The following is a 17,662-nucleotide window of genomic DNA, read 5'->3' on the forward strand; positions in this document are numbered from 1 at the left end:
CGCTGGAACGTGACGGTTCTCACAGGTCACCGCCACAGGCCGGGCACTCGGGACCCGTCTCGCTGGCCGACGGTTCGACGCTGAGCTCGCAGTTCTCACACCAGAGACGCCGCTCGTCGCGCCCGTCCGGTGTGTCGTGTGTCATATGTCGGCATAGTACCTCCGCTCACTCAAGAATGGGAGGCCGTTCCGTAGTGGAGAGCGGGCGGCAGCCGTCGACCCGTTATGCGCGCTGTCGGGCGTCGTCGAGCAGGTCTTGGACGTTCACGGCCTCGCCGCGGCGACTGCTCTCGATGGCGGCGAAGACGATCCCCATCGAGTGGAGGTTCTCCTCGACGCGGGTGGCCATCGGGTCGCCGCCGTCCAGCCACTCGCAGAACTGCTCGATGAGCCAGGCGTTCTCCCAGATAGGGCGTTCGGCCAGCGGCACCGCTTCGCCGTCGCCCTTCCGGAGGCCGGACCAGTCGCCGACGTCGGCGGGGTCGAAGGGGAACCGCTCGACTTCGCGGTCGTCCAAGAGGAGTGTCTCGTCCCGGCACTCCGCGCGGAACTGCTCGTGGCCCCAGCCGTTGAGCGTCGTCGCGTTGGCGTAACTGCCCTCGTACTGGGCGCGGGTGCCGTCGGCGAAGTGGAGGGTGACGAGGCCGGTGCAGTCGCCCTCGTAGTCCGCGCCGTCGGGGACCCACGTCTCGGCGTAGACGCGCTCGCAGGGGGCGTCGGCGAAGGACGCCAGCATGTCGAGGTGATGAATCGCGCCGTCCAAGAGGAGCATGTCGGTCATCTCGTGGACATAGTCGGCGTACAGCCCGCGGTTGCGGACGTTGCCCGTGTATCGGGCGGTGAGGTAGTCCACGGGGCTGGCTTCCGAGAGGGCGCGGCGGAACGTCGTCTTGTCCTGGTCGTAGCGGTGGCTCATCGTGACGCCCATCTTCGCGCCGGCCTCGCGGACCTTCCGCTCGATTCGGACGGAGCTTTCGAGGGTGTCGGCGATGGGTTTCTCCGAGAGGATATCGAGGCCGTGTGCGAGCGCCGTTTCGACGACGGGCTCGTGGGCCGACGGCGGCGTCACGACCGAACAGAAGTCGGCGTCGCGTTCCGAGAGCGCGGCGTCGAGGCCGGTGTAACAGCGGTCGGGCGAGAGCCCGAGTTCGGACTCGGCCAGTTCGAGGCGTTCGGGGTCCGTGTCGACGGCGGCGACGACGTCGACGCGGCCGGCGTCGACGTTGGGCGGGATCGCCTCGGTCAGCCAGCGTCGCCCCTGCCCACCCAGTCCCACGTGCACCATGCGTTGTGTCATGGAAATCGGATACCCGCCGCCGGGTATAAAGGTCGTGTTATCGCCCGGTGGGGCGTGCTTACTCGCTGTCCGGGAACTGGACGTGTCGTTCCAGCCCGTCCTCCGCGAGGATCACCTCGCCGTCGAACGCCTCGCGGGCCTCGGCGGCGAGCGTGTCGGCCTGCCCGGCGTAGCGCGTCGAGACGTGCGTTAGCGCCAGGCTTCGGACGCCCGCCTGTCGGGCCACCTCGGCGGCGTCCTTCGCCGTCGAGTGGGCCGTCGCCTGCGCCCGGTCCCGGCGGTCCTCGGCGAAGGTGGCGTCGTGGACCAGCAGGTCCGCGCCCTCGCTCGCGTCGACGACCGACTGCGTCGGGAGGGTGTCGCCGGTGTAGACGAAGGTGCGGCCGGGCCGGGGCGGGCCGACAACTTCCTCGGGCTGAACCGTCCGGCCGTCGTGTTCGACCGGCTCGCCGCGGTGGAGCTTCGAGTACTTCGGTCCCGGCGGGATGCCGAGTTCCTCCTCGGCCTTCTCGCGGTCGAACTCGCCCTTGCGGTCGTCCTCGGCGAGGACGTAGCCGACGGCGATACAGCGGTGGTCGGTCTCGACGGCGCGGACCTCGTACTCCTCGCGGTCCAGCACGGTGTCACCGGCCGACACCTCGTTGACTCGGACCGGGTAGGAGGGAGTCGTCCCGGTCGATTCGATGAGTTGGGTGACGTTGCCGCGGGTCCCCGCGGGGGTGTGGATGGCGACGGGTTCCTCACGGTCGTTGAAGTCGAACGTCTGGAGCAGGCCCGGGATCCCGAGGACGTGGTCGCCGTGGAGATGCGTGAGGAAGACGTGGTCGATACCGAAGCCGGTCCCGTAGCGCATCATCTGTCGCTGGGTGCCCTCCCCGCAGTCGAAGAGGAGGTAGTCGCCGTCCCGATTGACGAAGATGCCGCTCGTGTTGCGCTGTACCGTCGGGATGGCCCCGCTCGTCCCGAGAAACGTCACTTGCATCCTCTGGTCGTGGGCCGCCGACGGGTAAACGCGTGTCGAAACCCGTCCGGCAAAGCTCGGCTTTCTCGGACTAATGACGGCCTTTCGAACGGTTGGCTTCACCTTCGGTTCTGAACTGTCGTTCCTGTTTATCGGCTGTCCTGTTGTCCACTCGCTCGCGTCGCCCGCAGACGGGCGACAGATAACCATGATACGTACCAAGACACTGGCCGTCTTTCTGGCCATCGCTATGGTCGGGGCGTTCGCCGCGCAGGCGGCGGCCGTCCCCGGCGTGACAGCACAGCAAGAGACCCCTACAGAGGAGACACCGACCGAAGAAGGGACCGAGACCGGCACGGAGGCCGGCACTGAGACTGGAACCGAAACCGGAACCGAAGCAGGTACCGAGACCGCGACGCAGGCCGACAACGAGACGGCTGCGAACGACACAGCCGACAACGAGACGGCCGAACCCTCGGTCACGTTCGACGATCAGGAGACCAACGGAACGACGGTGACGGTCAGTAACGTCAGCGTCCCCGAGGGCGGCTTCGTCGTCATCCACGACGAGATCCTCGAACGCGGCAACGCGCTGGACAGCACCATCGGCGTCTCGGAGTACCTCGAACCCGGCGAGTACGACAACGTCACGATCACGCTGTACGAGGTGCCCGGCGCGGAGTTCGGTGAGACGGACGCCGAAAACGACACGATGGCCGGTAACGAGACGATGACCGCCAACGAGACCATGGTGGGCAACGAGACGATGACCGCCAACGAGACGACCGTCGGCGAGCAGACCGCGACGCCCGACAACGAGACGACGGGCACCGAGACGGCGACCGGTAACGAGACGATGGCGGACAACGAGACGATGACCGGCAACGAGACCGGCACGACCGACACCGCCACGACCGGCACGCAGGCCGAGGACAGCGGCTCGCAGATGCAGCTAACTAGTGACCAGACGCTCACTGCGATGCTGCACGTCGACAGCAACGACAACCAGACGTTCGACTACGTCAGCACGTTCAGCCTCGAAGACGGTCCCTACGTCGTCGACGGCGAACCGGTCACCGACGTGGCGAACGTGACCGTCACCAACGAGAGCGACGGCGCGGGCGCGGCGACCGACGACGCCGGTGCCGAGACGGAGACGTCGACCGAGACGGGCACCGAAACCGGCACTGAGACCGAAACCGGCACCGAGGAGGCCGGCGCTGAAACGACCGAGACGGAGACGCCGGGCGGTGCCGGAGCCGAGGAGACGCCGACCGACGGCGGCGCGGCCGCCGGCACGGAGACGCCGACCGAGACGGGAACGACGGGCGAGGCGACCGGCTAACGCCTCCACCGGCAGCGATTCAGCGGGCCGACTCTCTGACGGCCGGGCTGAGACAACGCGGTTGCAGTCATCGCCCGCACCCGTCGACCGGACCGACAAAGCCCGCCTTTCTCCCGCTAATTCTCGCTTAGCCGGCAGTTGGGAACTCCTTCGATTCTGAACTGTCTGAGCCGTTTATCGGCCATCACTCCCTCCTCCCGGTCGCGTCGTCTCTCCGGAGACGACAGATTACTCATGACACGCACCAGAATCCTCGCCGTACTTCTCGCGTTGAGTATGTTCGGTGCTGTCACGGTACAGGGAGCGGCGCTCCCCGGCGTGACAGCCCAGCAAGAGGCACCGGACGGACAGCAGAGCGGTCTCGTCGTCGAGTCGATCACGGCCCCGGACAGCGCCGAACCCGGCTCGACCGTGACCGTCGTCGCCGAGGTGAGCAACCCGGGCAGCGCGCGGACCACGCAGGAAGTCGAGTTCCGACTCGGCGGTGACGTGGTCGACCGGACGCTCGTGACCCTCGCCGGCGGCGAGAACACGACGGTCCGGTTCGAGGCCGACACCGAGGACTTAGACCCCGGCGAGTACCGCCACGGCGTCTACACCGGTGACAACAGCCAGACCGCCACGCTCGTCCTCTCGGAGTCCTTCGAGATCGCGGACTTCGACGCGCCGGACTCGGTCGAGGCCGGTGAACTCGTCACGGTCGACGTCGAGTTGGAGAACCCCAACGACTTCGAGACCACGCAGAACGTCTCGTTCTGGTTCGACGGCAGCCGCGTCGCCAGCGAGGCCATCACTATCGACGACGGCGACGACGAGGACGTGACGTTCAACCTCTCGTCCGAAGGCGTCGCGCCCGGGACGTACGAACACGGCGTGTTCACCCGCGACGGCGGCGAACTCGCGGAACTCGAAGTCACCGAACCGGGACCGACGAACGCCTCGGTCGCCTTCGCCGATCAGGAGTCCGACGGCACGACCGTCACCGTCGACCAGCTGGTGCTTCCGAGCGACGGCTACGTCACCATCCACGACGACAGTCTGCTGGAGGGCAACGTCGTCGGGAGCGTCATCGGCGTCTCGGAGTACCTCGAAGAAGGCACGTACCAGAACGTCAACGTCACGCTCTACGAGGTCGAGGGAGCCGACTTCAACGAGACGGAACTGACCGAGAGCGGGACGCTCATCGCCATGCCGCACAACGAGACGACTGGCGATGAGACCTACGGCTTCGTCGCCAGCAACGGCACCGACGACGGGCCGTTCACCGCTGACGGCCAGCCGGTGACCGACGACGCGACCGTGACCGTCGCGGGCGCGAACGAGACCGCCGACAACGAGACGGAAGCGCCGCCCGCCGACAACGAGACCGCGGCGAACGAGACCGCCGATAACGAGACCGCCGATAACGAGACGGCGGCAGCTCCGACCGCGAGCGTGGCGCTCGACGACCAGACGTCCGACGGGACCTCGGTCACGGTAACCGACGTCTCCGTCTCGGAGGGCGGCTACGTGGTGATCCACGATAGCGGGCTGCTCGACGGTGACGCCACCGGCAGCGTCGTCGGCGTCTCCGAATATCTCGAACCCGGTGAGTACGACGAGCTCACGATCCAGCTCTTCGACGTACCGGGCGCGACGTTCGACCAGACGGAGCTGACCGAGAACCAGACGCTCATCGCCATGCCGCACCTCGAAGACAGCGGCAACCAGACGTACGACTTCGTCACGAGCGGCGGGAGCGCCGACGCGCCCTACGTTGACGACGAGGGCGCGGTCACCGACGCGGGGAACGTCACCGTCGCGGCCAACGCGACCGCCGACTGACGTCCCTGTCACACGTTCACATTTATACCCCTGGGTGTCCTACCCCGCCGCATGAAGTTCGTCATCGTCGGCTACGGGCGCGTCGGCACCCGGACTGCACGCATCCTCCAGAGCGAAGGCCACGACCTCGTCATCGTCGAGTCGGAACGCGAGAAGGTCGATCGCGCCAGCGACGAGGGCTTCACCGTCGTCCACGGCGACGGGAGCGAGGAATCGGTGTTACAGGAGGCCGGCATCGGCAATGCCGACGCCATCGGCGCGCTCACGGGCGACCTGAACACGAACTTCAGCGCCTGTATGATCGCGAAGGAACACGGCTGTCGGACCGTCCTGCGCATCGACGCGGACTACCGCGAGGAGATCTACGACAAGTACGCCGCCGACGTCGACGAGATAATCTACCCCGAGCGGCTCGGGGCCGCCGGCGCGAAGACGGCGCTCTTGGGCGGGGACTTCAACGTCCTCGCGGATTTGACCGAGCGCCTCTCGATCGCCAGCGTCGAGGTGCCCGAGGGGTCGCCGTTCGTCGGCAAGCGCGTCGTCGAGGTGGAGCTCCCCGGCGACGCCCACATCTACGCGCACGGTCGCCACCACGAACCGATGACCATCCCGCTGCCACAGACCGAGATCGAGGCGGGCGACAGCGTCGCCGTCATGGCCGCGCCGGACGGACTCGACGCCGTGCGGTCGTCGCTCCGCGGCGAGGCGTGAGTATCGGAGAATCCGTACGAAGGGGTGCGGTGTCCGGGCGCGCGATGGGAGGATGGGAGAAACCGCCGGAGTAACCGGCGGAAGTGGTCGTCGGTGCGCGCCCGTATCGGGAGGAGGAATCCGTCTACCATAAACTCCCGTCAGACGGGCGGCGGACGGGACGGCTTTTTGCCCCGTGTCTCCCTCTTAGCAGACATGACCTGGGGCGACTTATTCGAACGAGCGAGCGCACACGAGACGAGCGTCGAGCGAGTCCGAGACTCCCTCCGAACGCGGCGAGCGACGTCCGACGATGAGTGACGGCGACGCCTCGCCGGCCCGCGTCGTCGCCGACGCCGACGTTCTCGCGGCGGACCTGCTCTGTGGGGACGAGGACAACCCGGCCCGCGCCGCCCTCGATCACGTCCGACGCCACTCGTGGGTGACGCTGGTCGCAAGCGACCCGCTCCTCGACGACGCCGAATGGGTAATTCGAGAGCTGAGCGACGCCGCTCTCGCCGAGGAGTGGCGCGAGCGCATCGAACGCGAGCGGGAACCGGTCGAACACCCCGACGGCGACCACCCGGCGCTGGCCTCGGCGTATCGCGGGAACGCCGCTCACCTCCTCACCTACGACGATGACCTCCGGAGCGCCGAGACCGGGCTCTCGCTCAAACCGCACGTGCAGGTGAGCGTCCGTCCGCCCGACGCTTTCGCGCGCCTGTTCGACGCTCGGTCGCTGTACGAAGCCGTAGAGGGCGGCGAGTACCCCGGCCCCGACCGGGACCCGCGAGCGTGACCGGTCACGTCGCTACCGTCCGCTGTTGACCCACGCCGCCACCCGCCGGACGACCCGCCGCGGCGCGACCCGCCCGATCAGGTCCACGACCCGCATCGCACGGCTCGGGATCACGACCGTCTCGCCGGCCATCAGCCCCTCGTAGGCCGCACCGGCGACCGCCTCGGGCGTGTTCGAGGTGACCGATCCGACCGTCGAATCGCCCATCCCCGCTCGGGACTGGAACTCCGTCTCGACCGGGCCGGGACACAGCAGCGTCACGTCGACCTCCCCGCGCAGTTCCTCGGCTACGGCCTCGGTGAAGCTGTTGACGTAGGCCTTGCTGGCGTAGTATCCCGCGAGGTTCGGTCCCGGTTGGAACCCCGCGACCGAGCCGACGTTCAGTATCTTCGGCGTCCCGTCGCTGCCCTCGAACTTGTCGAGGAACAGGCGGGTGAGCTCGACGGGGAGGACGACGTTCAGGCGCAGCTGCGTCCGCTCGGCGTCGAGGTCGCTGTCGGCGAACGGGCCGTAGGTGCCGACGCCGACGTTGTTGACGAGAATGTCGACGTCGAGGCCCCGCCCGATGACCTCCTCGTGGAGGTCCTCGGCGGCCGACGTCCGGTCGAGGTCCATCACCACGGTTTCCGCGGTCACGCCTTCCCGCTCTAGCTCGCCGGCCAGCGATTCGAGGCGGTCTTCGCGGCGAGCCACCAAAGCGAGGTCGTGGCCGTGCGCGGCGAACTCGCGGGCCAGCGCCCGCCCGATGCCCGCCGACGCGCCCGTTATGAGTGCCGTTTGCTTCTCCATTATTCACCGCTCGGCATACCACTCACCGAACTTCGAAAGCGCCCGTCCGCGGTGGGAGACGGCGTTCTTCTCTTCGGTACTCATCTCGGCGAACGTGGTGCCGTCGTGCTCGAAGATCGGGTCGAAGCCGAAGCCGCCGTCGCCGCGCGGGGCGACGATCTCACCGGGCACGCGCCCCTCGAACAGTTTGACCGGGAGCGCGTCGTCGCCGCTCCGGACCTGTTCGTCGGTCGTCGCCGCGCCGCGGTCGCCCGCGCCGAGGTCCTGACCCCGCCGCTCGTCCCTCTCTACTGGTTCGGGAGTGGCGGCGAACGCCTCGCCGTCGCAGTAGGCGATGACCGTCTTGAACGCCGCGCCGCGGTCGTCCTCGGGTTCGGTCATCCGCCAGACCCGCTCAACGCCGACGGTGTCCTCGACGTACGAGGAGTACGGTCCCGGAAAGCCGTCGAAGGCATCGACGAAGAGGCCGGCGTCGTCGACGATGACCGGCCCGTCGGCCGCGCGGTAGGCCGCCCGCGCGCCGTTGGCCGCCACCGCGCCGAGGTCGTCGGCCTGTATCTCGGGGTAGTCGAAGTCGAACTGCGCCACCTCGTCGTTCAGATACTCGGTGGCCTCCCGGACCTTCCCGGGGTTGGTCGTCACGAAGTTGAGCATACCGACACACCGCGAGCGGTGCCAAAAGAGGCGTCGAAACGTCCCCAGACGGCCGGTTGTGAGCCGTTCTCGGAAGCCGTCGGACCGTCCGACGAACTCCCGGTGAACGGTTACAGCCGTCCGTCTCAGTCCACGACGACTTCGACCGGTTCGTCGGCCTCGTCGTCCTCGAACTCCTCGCCGTCGCCGCCGCGTTCGAGATAGAGCATCACGCCGGCCACGAGGAGGACGACCCACGCCCGCCAGTTGGCGAGGTTCAGCGTGTAGCCGATCCCGAAGGGCTTCTCGACGAGCATCCCGTCACCCGGCTGCCAGTACGAGGAAACGAGCCGCTTGAGACTCGGTCGCTCGAAGTTGTACGGGACTCCGAACAGGCTCCCAGACTGCGGTTTGTCTGCCATGTCCAGCCTTACTCGCCCGGACGTTAAACCCTTTATCCCGACCTTTTTCTGCGTCGGGTTTCCTCGCGCCGCGAAGCGGCGCTGCGGGAACCTTCCTCGAAAAACGTCGATGAAAAAGGCCGGAAGACGCGCCTTCGGCGCGCTTCCGGGGAACCGGCGGCTCTGCCGCCGGATGCTCTGAGGAAAGCCTGCCCTTCCCCGTTTTCGCGCGACGGAGCGCGCTCCCGGCCACCGCCACCGCGCCGCTGTTGCACCGCTCGCTCTCCTCACTCCACGGCGGTCAGATACACCGCGACCATCGCGAGGGCGATGCCGCTGACCTTGCGCGCGGTCAGCGGTTCGTCCAAGAAGGCGATGCCGATGACCGAACTCGTGGCGATGAACATCCCGAAGACGGGGACGACGACGCTGATTGGGCCGGCCGCCAGCGCGCGGTAGTACGCGATGATGCCGACGGCGAGCGCGATGCCCGCGCCGTAGGCGTACACCGCTTTGGAGTGCGTGAGGTAGGGGGTGACGGAGACATCCGAGAGGATCACCACGACGACGACGGCGGTGATGAGGATACCGTTGGAGATGAGCAAGACGACGTTGCTGGGGAGGTCGGCGGTCGCCACCTTCACCAGCGGCGGGACCAGCGAGTAGGCGAGCAACGCCACCACCGCCCACGCGAGATAGCGCATATCGGGAACCGGTGGACGAGCGGCAAGAGTGTTTGCGTTGCGGACGTTCGGACTACTGATAGCGGCCGCGACCCTCGATGTCGTCGAGGCGCTCGAAGACCGCGTCGGCGTGATCGCTCTCCTCGCGGTAGGCCGACTCCGCCGCCGACAGCAACCGCTCGGGGTCGTCGGCGGTCCCGGAAAGGGACTGGGCGAGGACGTGGAGGTCCATCGCGTGGTCCTCCGGCTCGCCGCTGTAGTAGCCCAGCCCGAAGTCGATGAGGTGGGTGCGCCGTCGTTCCGCGTCCGTCGGCCCGTCGCGCCGCTCGCGCGTCCCGTCCGTCGACGCGACGCGCACGTTCCGCGTCGTCGGGTCGCCGTGGACGAACCCGGCGTCGTGGATGCGCGCGAGGTGGCGGCCCACGTCGCCGACGTGCGGTTCGGTCAGGGACTCGCGCAGGTCCGCGTCGCCGACGCGCTGGAAGACGATGCGGGCTTCCTCGGGGTCCACGTCCAGAACCAGCGGCGTGGGGACGCCGTGCCGGCGGGCGTCGCTCGTGAGCCGCGTCTCCTGTCGCGTGCGCTCGACGCGGAGCCGCTCGTCGAGTTCGGGATGTCGGTAGATCCGCGGCACGCGCTCTTTGACGACCCGATCGGGTTCGATACTGACCGTCGCCTCGGCCCCCTGCACCTCGGTTTCGGTTCGGACGGCACGGTCGACGGATTCGGTCGCCCCTCGCCAGCTCACCGCCACCTCGTCCGGCCGGAAGTTCGAGTCGATGCCCGACTCGGCGATCTCGAGGGTGTCGCCGGCGGCGTACATCTTCGCGCCGAGCATCGCGATCATGCCCGCGTTGTCCCGCAGAAAGCGGTCTTCGGGGGCGTAGAAGTCGGCCCCGCGCTGGTCGCACATCTCGCCGAGCATCCGCTTCAGCCGGTCGTTCTGGCCGACGCCGCCGCCCAGCACCAGCTCGTCGGCACCCGTCAGCGACAGCGCGCGCTCGGACACCTCGGTCAGCATGGCGAAGACGGTCTCTTCGAGGCCGCGACAGACGTTTTCGACGGGTACATCGTCGTCGTAAGCCTGCTTCGCCGCGCTCATGATGCCCGAAAAGGAGAAGTCCATCCCCTTGACGACGTAGGGCAGCGGGTGGAACTCGCCCTCGCGGGCGCGGGCCTCGACCTTCGGTCCGCCGGGGTGCTGCCAGCCGACGTGGCGGGTGAACTTGTCGATGGCGTTGCCGACGCCGGTGTCCATCGTCTCGCCGAGGACGCGGTAGCGGCCGTTTCGGTAGCCCAGTAAGTGCGCGTTCGCGCCGGAGGCGTTCAGACAGACCGGCGATGAGAAGCCGGACTGGTGGCGGCCGACTTCGAGGTGGGCGACCATGTGATTGACACCGACGAGCGGCACGTCGAAGCGCTGGGCGACGGCGCGAGCGGCGGTGCCGACGATGCGCAGACACGGGCCGAGACCCGGGCCGCGGGAGAAGGCGACGGCGTCGATCGGCGACGGCGATTGGCTCGACGGGGTCTCCCCGTCGGCGTCGATCGGCGACTGACCGTCTCCGCCGCCGTCACCGCTCTCACTCGCCCGCTCGCGAGCGTGCTCGATGGCCGTCTCGACCACCTCGGGAATCGCCTCGCCCATGTGTTCGGCGGCCTCGCGCGGGTGGATGCCGCCGCTCTCGGGCTGGTAGGCATCGCTCTCGATGAAGACGTGGTCGGCGTCGCCGACCCGGGTCGGGTCGTCGGTCTCGAAGACCGCAGCGCTCGCTGCCCAGGCGGTTCCTTCGATGCCGAGAACGCGCATGCGGCGGCCTTACTTCCACTCGGTGTAGCCGCACTTGCCGCAGTGCTTGCGGTCGTCGTGGTCGGCCAGCACCGTATCGCCACAGCGGGGGCAGTTCTCCTTGACCAGTTCGCCGTCCTCGTAGTACTCGTTGCGGGCCATCTCAGGCCTCCTCCGCCTCTTCCTCGCCGTCGGCGACGATCTTGTTGCGTTCGAGCATGTGGTCCTGCTCGACGTCGCGAGCGTACTCGGGGCTGTCGTAGACCTTCGCGTAGCCGACGGTCTTTCGCATCCCGAACTTGGTGTCGAGTTCGTGGACGACGACTTCCTCGGCGTCCTTGTTCAGCGTCGCCGCCAGCGAGTCACGCACGGAGAGCCGGGAGGGCGTCGCTTCGTCGTGGACGACCTCGAAGCGGACGTCCGTTCGGTGCAACATGGGGTTTTCCTCTTCCTCGATGATGTCGATATCCATGGTTCGTTGCCCATAGATTCCCGTCGAAGCGCCTAAAAGGATTTCGAAGCCGTAGCTGCCGGTTTCGCCGTCACTTCGCTTTCGCCCGGTCAGCGCTGTAACCGCGCGAGCAGGTGCGAGAGGTGGATACGTTCGTTCGCGGCATCCGTCAGCGCCATGTCAGTCTCGCCCGCCAGCCGGTGGACCTCGGCCAGTCGCCGGCCCGAATACCGCGAGCGAGCGACCGACAGCAGTTCCTCCAACACGTCGTCGGCTCCGTACCCCTCGTCGACGAGCAGGTCGTCGAGCGTCGAGCGCGCGTCGGTGAACCGGCCCTCCTCGGCGGCCTCGACCATGCCCTCGACGGCGTCGTCGGCCTCGACGGCGTTCAGCGTCTCGTAGGCGGCGTCCATCGTCACCTCGCCGCTCTCCTCGTAGGTGGTCTGCGCGGCCAGTACGGCCCGCCGCAGGTCGCCCTCGGCGTAGCCGGCGACGTACTCCAACCCGTCGTCGTCGTGGTCTGCTCCCTCGGCGGTGACGACGTTTCGAAGCACCGAGACGGTCTCCTCGTGGGTCGGCGCGCGCATCACGACCGGGAAACACCGCGAGCGGATCGGCGGGATGAGCGCCGAGGGCTGGCGGGTGGCGATGACGAACTGCGTCGCCTCGTAGTACTGCTCCATCACCCGGCGCAGCGCCTGCTGGAAGTCCTCGCGCATCCCCTCGGCGTTGTCCAGCAGGATGGTCTTGTACGTGCCCGACATCGGCGTGTAACTGGCCGACTCCTTCAGGACGTGGTTGATGAGGTCGGCCTTCGAGGACTCGCGGCGGCGCTTGCTGTCGATGAACGACGAGAAGCGCGGGTCGTTCGCCACCTCCTTCTTCGTCAGATCGAAGACGTCGGCGACGTTGAGTTCGGTGAAGTCCGCGTCGGGATTGGCGTGGACTTCCTCGGCGTAGGCGCGGACGCCCGCCGTCTTCCCCGCCCCCTTCGGCCCGTGGACCAGCAGGTTCATCGGCTCCTCGACTGCCCCCTGTAAGTGCTCGCGTGCCTTCGGCTGGGGGATGTCGTCTAAGGCCGGCGCGTGCGTCTCGGTCCACAGCGGCGCGTCCATCTGTCGGACGTAGGTTGGGTGGGGGTCGTCAAGTATTCCGCGGTTGGCGAGGGCGAGGGGCGCGAACGGAGTGAGCGGCCCTCGAAGCGACGCGGTGAGTGAAACGAACCGCGGAGCAACAGCGAGGGCGAGGGGCGCGAAGCGCGGCCCTCGCTGCTCCACGGGTCGCTTACGCTCCCCGTTCCACCGAGGTTCCTCACTCCGTTCGGAACCTCGCTACTCGAACAACTCCTCGAACACCTTCTGCTGGGCGGCCCGGAGATGCTGGTGGTAGGTCGGTCGCGAGATGTCCATCGCGCCGGCGAGCTCGTCGCCGTCGACCTCGCGGGGCCACTCGAAGAAGCCGCCGAAGAAGGCCGTCCGGAGCGCGGTCTCCTGTCGGTCGGTGAACCGATCGGCCAGCGACGCGCGGAACTCCTGTCGGGTCTGGACGGGCCGTTCGTGTTCGTGGTATCCCGCGAGGTCCGTGCCGTCGTAGTTGTCCTCGACCAGTGAGAACACCTCGCGGGCGTCGGCCTCGTAGGGGAGTTCGATAGTGTAGCGGGCGACGCCGTTCTCGCCGCCGACGGCCTTCGGCACCGCGCCGTGGTCGACCAGCGTCGCCAGCAGCGAGGTTTCGACGACGACGTCGAACAGCGCACTCCCCTCGTGTTCGGCCACGCGGGTCGCCTCGACGACCGCGTCGTCGTCGGCCAGCTCGGCGAGGATCTCGTCGCTGTCGCCGCCTTCGGTAGTGAGGTAGAGCCGTAGCGACCCGTCGTCCTGCGTGACGGCGTCGACCGAGGAGAGCGCCGCGCCGGTCGCGGCCGAGACGCGGCTCAGGAGGAGGTCCCGGTCGTCGACGGTGAACTCCAGTTCGACCACCTTGTCAGCCGAGAGGATCTTCCCACTCTCGATGGCGTTGATGGCGTTGGCGACCGCGCGGCCCAGCGCTTCGAGCACCACCCGTTCGCGGTCGTCGAAGGCGTCCGGCTGATCCGAACAGACGTACAGCACGCCGTAGGTCGAGTCCGTATACGAGAGGGGAATCGCCATCATCGACTCGATGCCGGCCTCTCGGGCGCGTTCGCTCCACTCGTCGTCGCCGGAGAAGTCGTCGACGACCTCCGTCGTGTGCTCGGCGAGCGCGCGGGCACCCGGGGCGTCGCCGCTCGTCGATACCGAGAGCCCCTCCATCGCTATCGGCGCGTCGCCGGCCCACTCGCTCGCCACCAGTTCGTCGCCGCGGACCGCCGGGCGGCCGACCCACGCGAAGGTGTAGGGCTCGGTCGCGGCCAGTTCCGCACAGACGCCGGCCTCGACGGCCTCTCTCGTGGTCGCCTCGACCAGCACCTCGACGGTGTTCTCGATGAGGCCGTTGATGCGTTCGAGGATGGTCGCGATGCGCTCGCGGGTCTCTCTGACCTCCTGTTCGCGCTTGGCGCGGTTGCAGGCCGCGGCGGCGTTCGTCGCCAGCAGCGCGACCACCTGCCGGTCGACGTCGTCGAAAGCGTCGGGCTCCTCGGAGAGCACGCTCAGCGTCCCGTGGACGCCGATCGGGTAGTAGATCCCCGACTGCGCGGTCGTCTCGGCGTCGAGTCGGTGGCTCTCGCCGTACATCGCCGCCTCGCCCGAGGCGAACACCTGCCCCGCCTGGCCCTCGTCCAGGTCGTAGACCGGTCGCTCGCCGAGGCGGTCGGTCGTCGCTTCCGTGGTCGCGGCCGGCCGCAACACTCGCTCGTCGGCGTCGTAGAGGCGAACGACGGCGAGGTTGACCCCCAGGACGCGCTCGGCCGCGTTGGCGACGATTGCCGCGACCTGTTCGCGGCTGGGGGCCTGCATGAGCGACCGCGAGGTCTCCTGGAGCGTCGAGAGCATCTCCTCGCGGCGCTTCCGCTCGGTGATGTCGCGGATGACCCCTGCCGTCCCGCGGAACTCGCCGTCGGGACCGTACAGCACCGTCATGTGGTCCTCGCAGGGGACGGTCTCGCCGTCGGCCCGCCGGAGCTGCAGTTCGAACGTCGTCCCGATATCGTCGGGCGCGTCCGACGAGAGCAGGTCGCGGAGCTTCGACTCGGCGACCGTCACCGCTTCGTGGTCCTTGATGACGCTCGTGTGCTCGCCGAGCAAGTCCTCGACGGCGTAGCCGGTCAGCTCCGCCATCGCCTCGTTGACGAAGACGAACGCCCCCGTATCGTCGAGGGCGTAGACGCCGTCGTCGAGCGCCTCGATAACCTCCGCGTACCGCTCGAACCCCTCGTGGGCGACGGACGGCGCGTCGCCGTCGACGGTGACCGCGCGCTCGATGCGGTGAGCGAGGACGACGTATTGCTCGTCGCTCCCCCGCTGTACGTACTCCGTCGCGCCGTCTTCGAGCAGCGCGGAGACGACGTCGGCGTCCCAGTCGCCGAACGCGACTACCGGCAGCGAAGGGGCGTCCCGCCGCAGCGTCTCGACCAGCGCCGGCGTCTCGGACTGCACGCTGACGACGCAGTCGACGGCACCGACGGAACTCGCCGAGGCGTCGCTCGCCGCGGTGCGTGTCTCGAAGCCGTCCCCCACCCGCTCCAGCGCTCGTGCCGTCTCCGTCACGAGGGCCTCGTCGTCGCCGCAGACGAGGACGGCTACCCCGCTCTTCATGGCTGTCCGTTAGCCCGTCCGTACAAGAATATTCGGGGTCGCTTATCGAGCGCTTTCGTGCCGCAAGACGCTCGGCATCTCCGGGTGGCACGTCGCACAGAGCCACTCGTCGGTTCGGTGGGTCATCGTCTCCGCGGGTCGGCGGTGTCGCCAGACGTGGACGGCCTCGGATTCGCAGTTATCACAGTCGGACATGGATCTACTAACCGTGTGTGTCGTTATCACGCATAAATACTCCGTATAATCGAGTTTAAGGTGGTAAATGTGTCCGAACGTGTTTCTCAGGGAGGGTACGGTCGCTGTTCACGGGTTGCTCACGGCAAAATGCGCCGGCCGGGAGTTCACGAGCGCAGCGAGGTGAACGTCGGGCGGCAAACGACCACAGGGGATGCGCCTGCCGGGAGTGAGCGAACGCGACGCGTTCGCGAATATCGGGCGGCAAACGACCGCAGGGAGTGCGCCGGCCGGGAATTGAACCCGGGCTATTGGCTTGGGAAGCCAATGTCCTACCACTGGACCACCGGCGCACAGCACTCACTTCGTTCGTTTGTGCGCCGTGCATCACGATTCCTTCGGAATCGTTCAACACCGGCGCTCACTTCGTTCGCTCGCGCCCCGAGGTTCGCAGCTCCTGCGGAACTGCTCACCACCGGCGCGCGGCACTCGCGCCGTGCGTCGACCGACGGCGCGTTCACTCACAGGTTCCACGGCCGTCGCACTTGAACGTAGCGTTTCCGTCGGGCGGTGGACGAGCGTTGGAAAATGTCGCGCCGAGGCGTGGCTATTAGTCCCGTCCGCGCGACGCCTCTGTATGGCCGAAGCCGACACCGTCGTGCGGGCCGACAGTCCGCTCGACCTGACCTTCTCGGAGGCGGAACTCGAGGCGCACCGCGAGCACATCACCGAGTTCGTCGAGGCGCAACTCGACGCCGCGGGGGTCGAGCGGGCGGTCATCGGCCTCTCGGGCGGCATCGACAGCACGCTGACCAGCTATCTGGCGGCCGAGGCGGTGGGTGCCGACGCGCTCCACGGCCTCGTGATGCCGAGCGAGGTCAACCGCGAGGACAACATGAGCGACGCCGAGCGGATCGCCGAGGAACTGCTGGGCATCGAGTACGACGTCATCGAGATAAACCCGATCGTCGACGCGGTCCTCGACACGTACCCCGAGGCCGCCGGCGACCAGATGGCGGTCGGCAACCTCCGGGTGCGCTGTCGGGCGCTGTTGAACTACCTCGTGGCGAACCACGAGAACGCGCTCGTGCTGGGGACCGGAAATCGCAGCGAGTCGCTGGTGGGCTACTACACGAAGTACGGCGACGGCGCGGTCGACTGCCATCCCATCGCGCCGCTGTACAAACAGCAGGTCCGCCAGCTCGCGACCCACGTCGGCGTCCCCGACGACCTCGTGGACAAGACGCCGAGCGCGGAGATGTGGAGCGGACAGACCGACGCCGAAGAGATGGGGATGGACTACGACACGCTGGACTCGGTTCTCGCCCTGCATATCGACGGTGGGGTGCCGAAGGCCGCCACCGCCGACCACATCGGCGTCCCCGAGAGCGCCGTCGAGCGAGTCCGCGAGATGTACGAGGGCAGCGCGCACAAGCGCGCGATGCCGCCGGGACCGACGCCGCTGTACTGACCGGGACTGCCACCGCGATACTGCGCCGGTCATCCGATGCGGGGCGGTTTTATGCCGGCCCCGTTCGAACGGCCGGTATGTCACATCGCGCCAACTACGCACGCTGTACGTTTCTCCAGCATCTCGGCCCGTCGGAGGACTCGCTCGACGTGCCGTGGGCGGACTTCTCGGGCGACAGCACCGATCGAGCGACCTTCGACGTGCCGACCGACACGCCCAGCGAGCCCTACGTCGAGATGCAGGTGTACGACGTGAGCGAGTTCGGCCACGAGATCCGGCTGAACGGGGAGTCCCTATCCGGGTTCGACATCGCGCCGGGCGAGGGCTGGAACTACTGGATGGACACCATCGGCACGGACCAGATTCGCCTCGGCGAGAATGCCCTGCAGTTCCGGCGCGACGTGGACACCGACGACGCCTTCGTCATCGGCACGGCCGTCGTCCACTGGAAAGAGCCGACCGAGTGAGTACTTAAAGCGCTGAAACGCTCTCGACGCGCCCGTGCGAACTGTTGTCACGGAAACGCGACACTCCGGTCGCAGTGTCGGGGTTTTTGGCGCTATCGGCGACGTGGAGTCGTGCCCGCGGCTCGCCTCCAACCCGTACTTTTATATAGAACCA

19 protein-coding genes and 1 tRNA gene are annotated in these 17,662 nt (G+C 67.9%); 6 read left to right on the plus strand and 14 right to left on the minus strand.

Going from position 1 to position 17,662, the window contains the following annotated elements; translation table 11 throughout:
- Positions 1 to 19: 19 nt before the first annotated feature.
- The 3 genes from GO488_RS20105 to rnz form a co-directional block, all read right to left on the minus strand.
- Positions 20 to 145 carry a hypothetical protein gene (locus GO488_RS20105; RefSeq protein ID WP_277814714.1) on the minus strand — a complete coding sequence of 42 codons (126 nt, stop codon included), beginning with the start codon at positions 143 to 145 and terminating at the stop codon, positions 20 to 22.
- A 78-nt stretch (positions 146 to 223) separates the two neighbouring features.
- Positions 224 to 1,297, minus strand: a complete 1,074-nt coding sequence (locus tag GO488_RS14745; protein ID WP_162318578.1) for a Gfo/Idh/MocA family protein — start codon at positions 1,295 to 1,297, stop codon at positions 224 to 226.
- 58 nt (positions 1,298 to 1,355) lie between these two features.
- The gene (rnz, locus tag GO488_RS14750) at positions 1,356 to 2,279 is read right to left on the minus strand and encodes a ribonuclease Z (RefSeq protein WP_162318579.1); all 924 of its coding nucleotides are present in this window, start codon (positions 2,277 to 2,279) and stop codon (positions 1,356 to 1,358) included.
- 187 nt (positions 2,280 to 2,466) lie between these two features.
- On the opposite strand from rnz, the gene GO488_RS14755 reads away from it, so the two are divergent.
- The 4 genes from GO488_RS14755 (at position 2,467) to GO488_RS14770 (ending at position 6,916) form a co-directional block, all read left to right on the plus strand.
- Positions 2,467 to 3,603: a DUF7282 domain-containing protein gene (locus GO488_RS14755; RefSeq protein WP_162318580.1), complete on the plus strand. Its 1,137-nt coding sequence runs from the start codon at positions 2,467 to 2,469 to the stop codon at positions 3,601 to 3,603.
- Between the two features lie 234 nt (positions 3,604 to 3,837).
- Positions 3,838 to 5,427: a DUF7282 domain-containing protein gene (locus GO488_RS14760; RefSeq protein WP_162318581.1), complete on the plus strand. Its 1,590-nt coding sequence runs from the start codon at positions 3,838 to 3,840 to the stop codon at positions 5,425 to 5,427.
- A gap of 51 nt (positions 5,428 to 5,478) precedes the next feature.
- Entirely contained in the window at positions 5,479 to 6,138 is a 660-nt protein-coding gene (locus GO488_RS14765; RefSeq protein WP_162318582.1) for a potassium channel family protein, read from the plus strand.
- Between the two features lie 292 nt (positions 6,139 to 6,430).
- The gene (locus GO488_RS14770; protein WP_162318583.1) at positions 6,431 to 6,916 is read left to right on the plus strand and encodes a DUF7384 family protein; all 486 of its coding nucleotides are present in this window, start codon (positions 6,431 to 6,433) and stop codon (positions 6,914 to 6,916) included.
- A gap of 12 nt (positions 6,917 to 6,928) precedes the next feature.
- Here the strand turns inward: GO488_RS14770 and GO488_RS14775 are convergent, their stop codons facing one another.
- The 11 genes from GO488_RS14775 to GO488_RS14825 all read right to left on the minus strand — a co-directional run bounded on the left by GO488_RS14775 (position 6,929) and on the right by GO488_RS14825 (position 15,923).
- Positions 6,929 to 7,705, minus strand: coding sequence for an SDR family NAD(P)-dependent oxidoreductase (locus tag GO488_RS14775; RefSeq protein WP_162318584.1), 777 nt, complete (start codon positions 7,703 to 7,705; stop codon positions 6,929 to 6,931).
- Positions 7,706 to 7,708: 3 nt separating this feature from the next.
- Positions 7,709 to 8,359: a non-canonical purine NTP pyrophosphatase gene (locus GO488_RS14780; protein ID WP_162318585.1), complete on the minus strand. Its 651-nt coding sequence runs from the start codon at positions 8,357 to 8,359 to the stop codon at positions 7,709 to 7,711.
- Between the two features lie 125 nt (positions 8,360 to 8,484).
- Complete coding sequence (locus GO488_RS14785) at positions 8,485 to 8,760, minus strand: DUF5808 domain-containing protein (protein WP_162318586.1); 276 nt, start codon at positions 8,758 to 8,760, stop codon at positions 8,485 to 8,487.
- A gap of 266 nt (positions 8,761 to 9,026) precedes the next feature.
- On the minus strand, positions 9,027 to 9,443 hold the full coding sequence (locus tag GO488_RS14790; RefSeq protein WP_162318587.1) for an EamA family transporter: 417 nt from the start codon (positions 9,441 to 9,443) through the stop codon (positions 9,027 to 9,029).
- Positions 9,444 to 9,495: 52 nt separating this feature from the next.
- Positions 9,496 to 11,232, minus strand: coding sequence for a bifunctional N(6)-L-threonylcarbamoyladenine synthase/serine/threonine protein kinase (locus GO488_RS14795; RefSeq protein WP_162318588.1), 1,737 nt, complete (start codon positions 11,230 to 11,232; stop codon positions 9,496 to 9,498).
- 9 nt (positions 11,233 to 11,241) lie between these two features.
- On the minus strand, positions 11,242 to 11,373 hold the full coding sequence (locus GO488_RS14800; protein ID WP_135303338.1) for a 30S ribosomal protein S27ae: 132 nt from the start codon (positions 11,371 to 11,373) through the stop codon (positions 11,242 to 11,244).
- A gap of 1 nt (position 11,374) precedes the next feature.
- Positions 11,375 to 11,683, minus strand: a complete 309-nt coding sequence (locus GO488_RS14805) for a 30S ribosomal protein S24e (RefSeq protein WP_162318589.1) — start codon at positions 11,681 to 11,683, stop codon at positions 11,375 to 11,377.
- An 89-nt stretch (positions 11,684 to 11,772) separates the two neighbouring features.
- Positions 11,773 to 12,777, minus strand: a complete 1,005-nt coding sequence (locus GO488_RS14810) for an AAA family ATPase (protein ID WP_162318590.1) — start codon at positions 12,775 to 12,777, stop codon at positions 11,773 to 11,775.
- A 216-nt stretch (positions 12,778 to 12,993) separates the two neighbouring features.
- Positions 12,994 to 15,396, minus strand: coding sequence for a bacterio-opsin activator domain-containing protein (locus GO488_RS14815; protein ID WP_162318591.1), 2,403 nt, complete (start codon positions 15,394 to 15,396; stop codon positions 12,994 to 12,996).
- A gap of 42 nt (positions 15,397 to 15,438) precedes the next feature.
- Entirely contained in the window at positions 15,439 to 15,591 is a 153-nt protein-coding gene (locus GO488_RS14820) for a hypothetical protein (protein WP_162318592.1), read from the minus strand.
- A gap of 261 nt (positions 15,592 to 15,852) precedes the next feature.
- A tRNA-Gly gene (locus GO488_RS14825) sits at positions 15,853 to 15,923 on the minus strand.
- Positions 15,924 to 16,207: 284 nt separating this feature from the next.
- Here GO488_RS14825 and GO488_RS14830 point away from each other — a divergent pair.
- Positions 16,208 to 17,041 carry an NAD+ synthase gene (locus tag GO488_RS14830; RefSeq protein WP_162318593.1) on the plus strand — a complete coding sequence of 278 codons (834 nt, stop codon included), beginning with the start codon at positions 16,208 to 16,210 and terminating at the stop codon, positions 17,039 to 17,041.
- 77 nt (positions 17,042 to 17,118) lie between these two features.
- Positions 17,119 to 17,508 (plus strand): DUF7383 domain-containing protein, encoded by a 390-nt coding sequence (locus GO488_RS14835; protein ID WP_162318594.1) that lies wholly within the window; start codon positions 17,119 to 17,121, stop codon positions 17,506 to 17,508.
- The last annotated feature ends 154 nt before the right edge of the window (positions 17,509 to 17,662 follow it).

It is taken from the genome of Haloarcula limicola, assembly GCF_010119205.1.
Lineage (GTDB): Archaea > Halobacteriota > Halobacteria > Halobacteriales > Haloarculaceae > Haloarcula > Haloarcula limicola.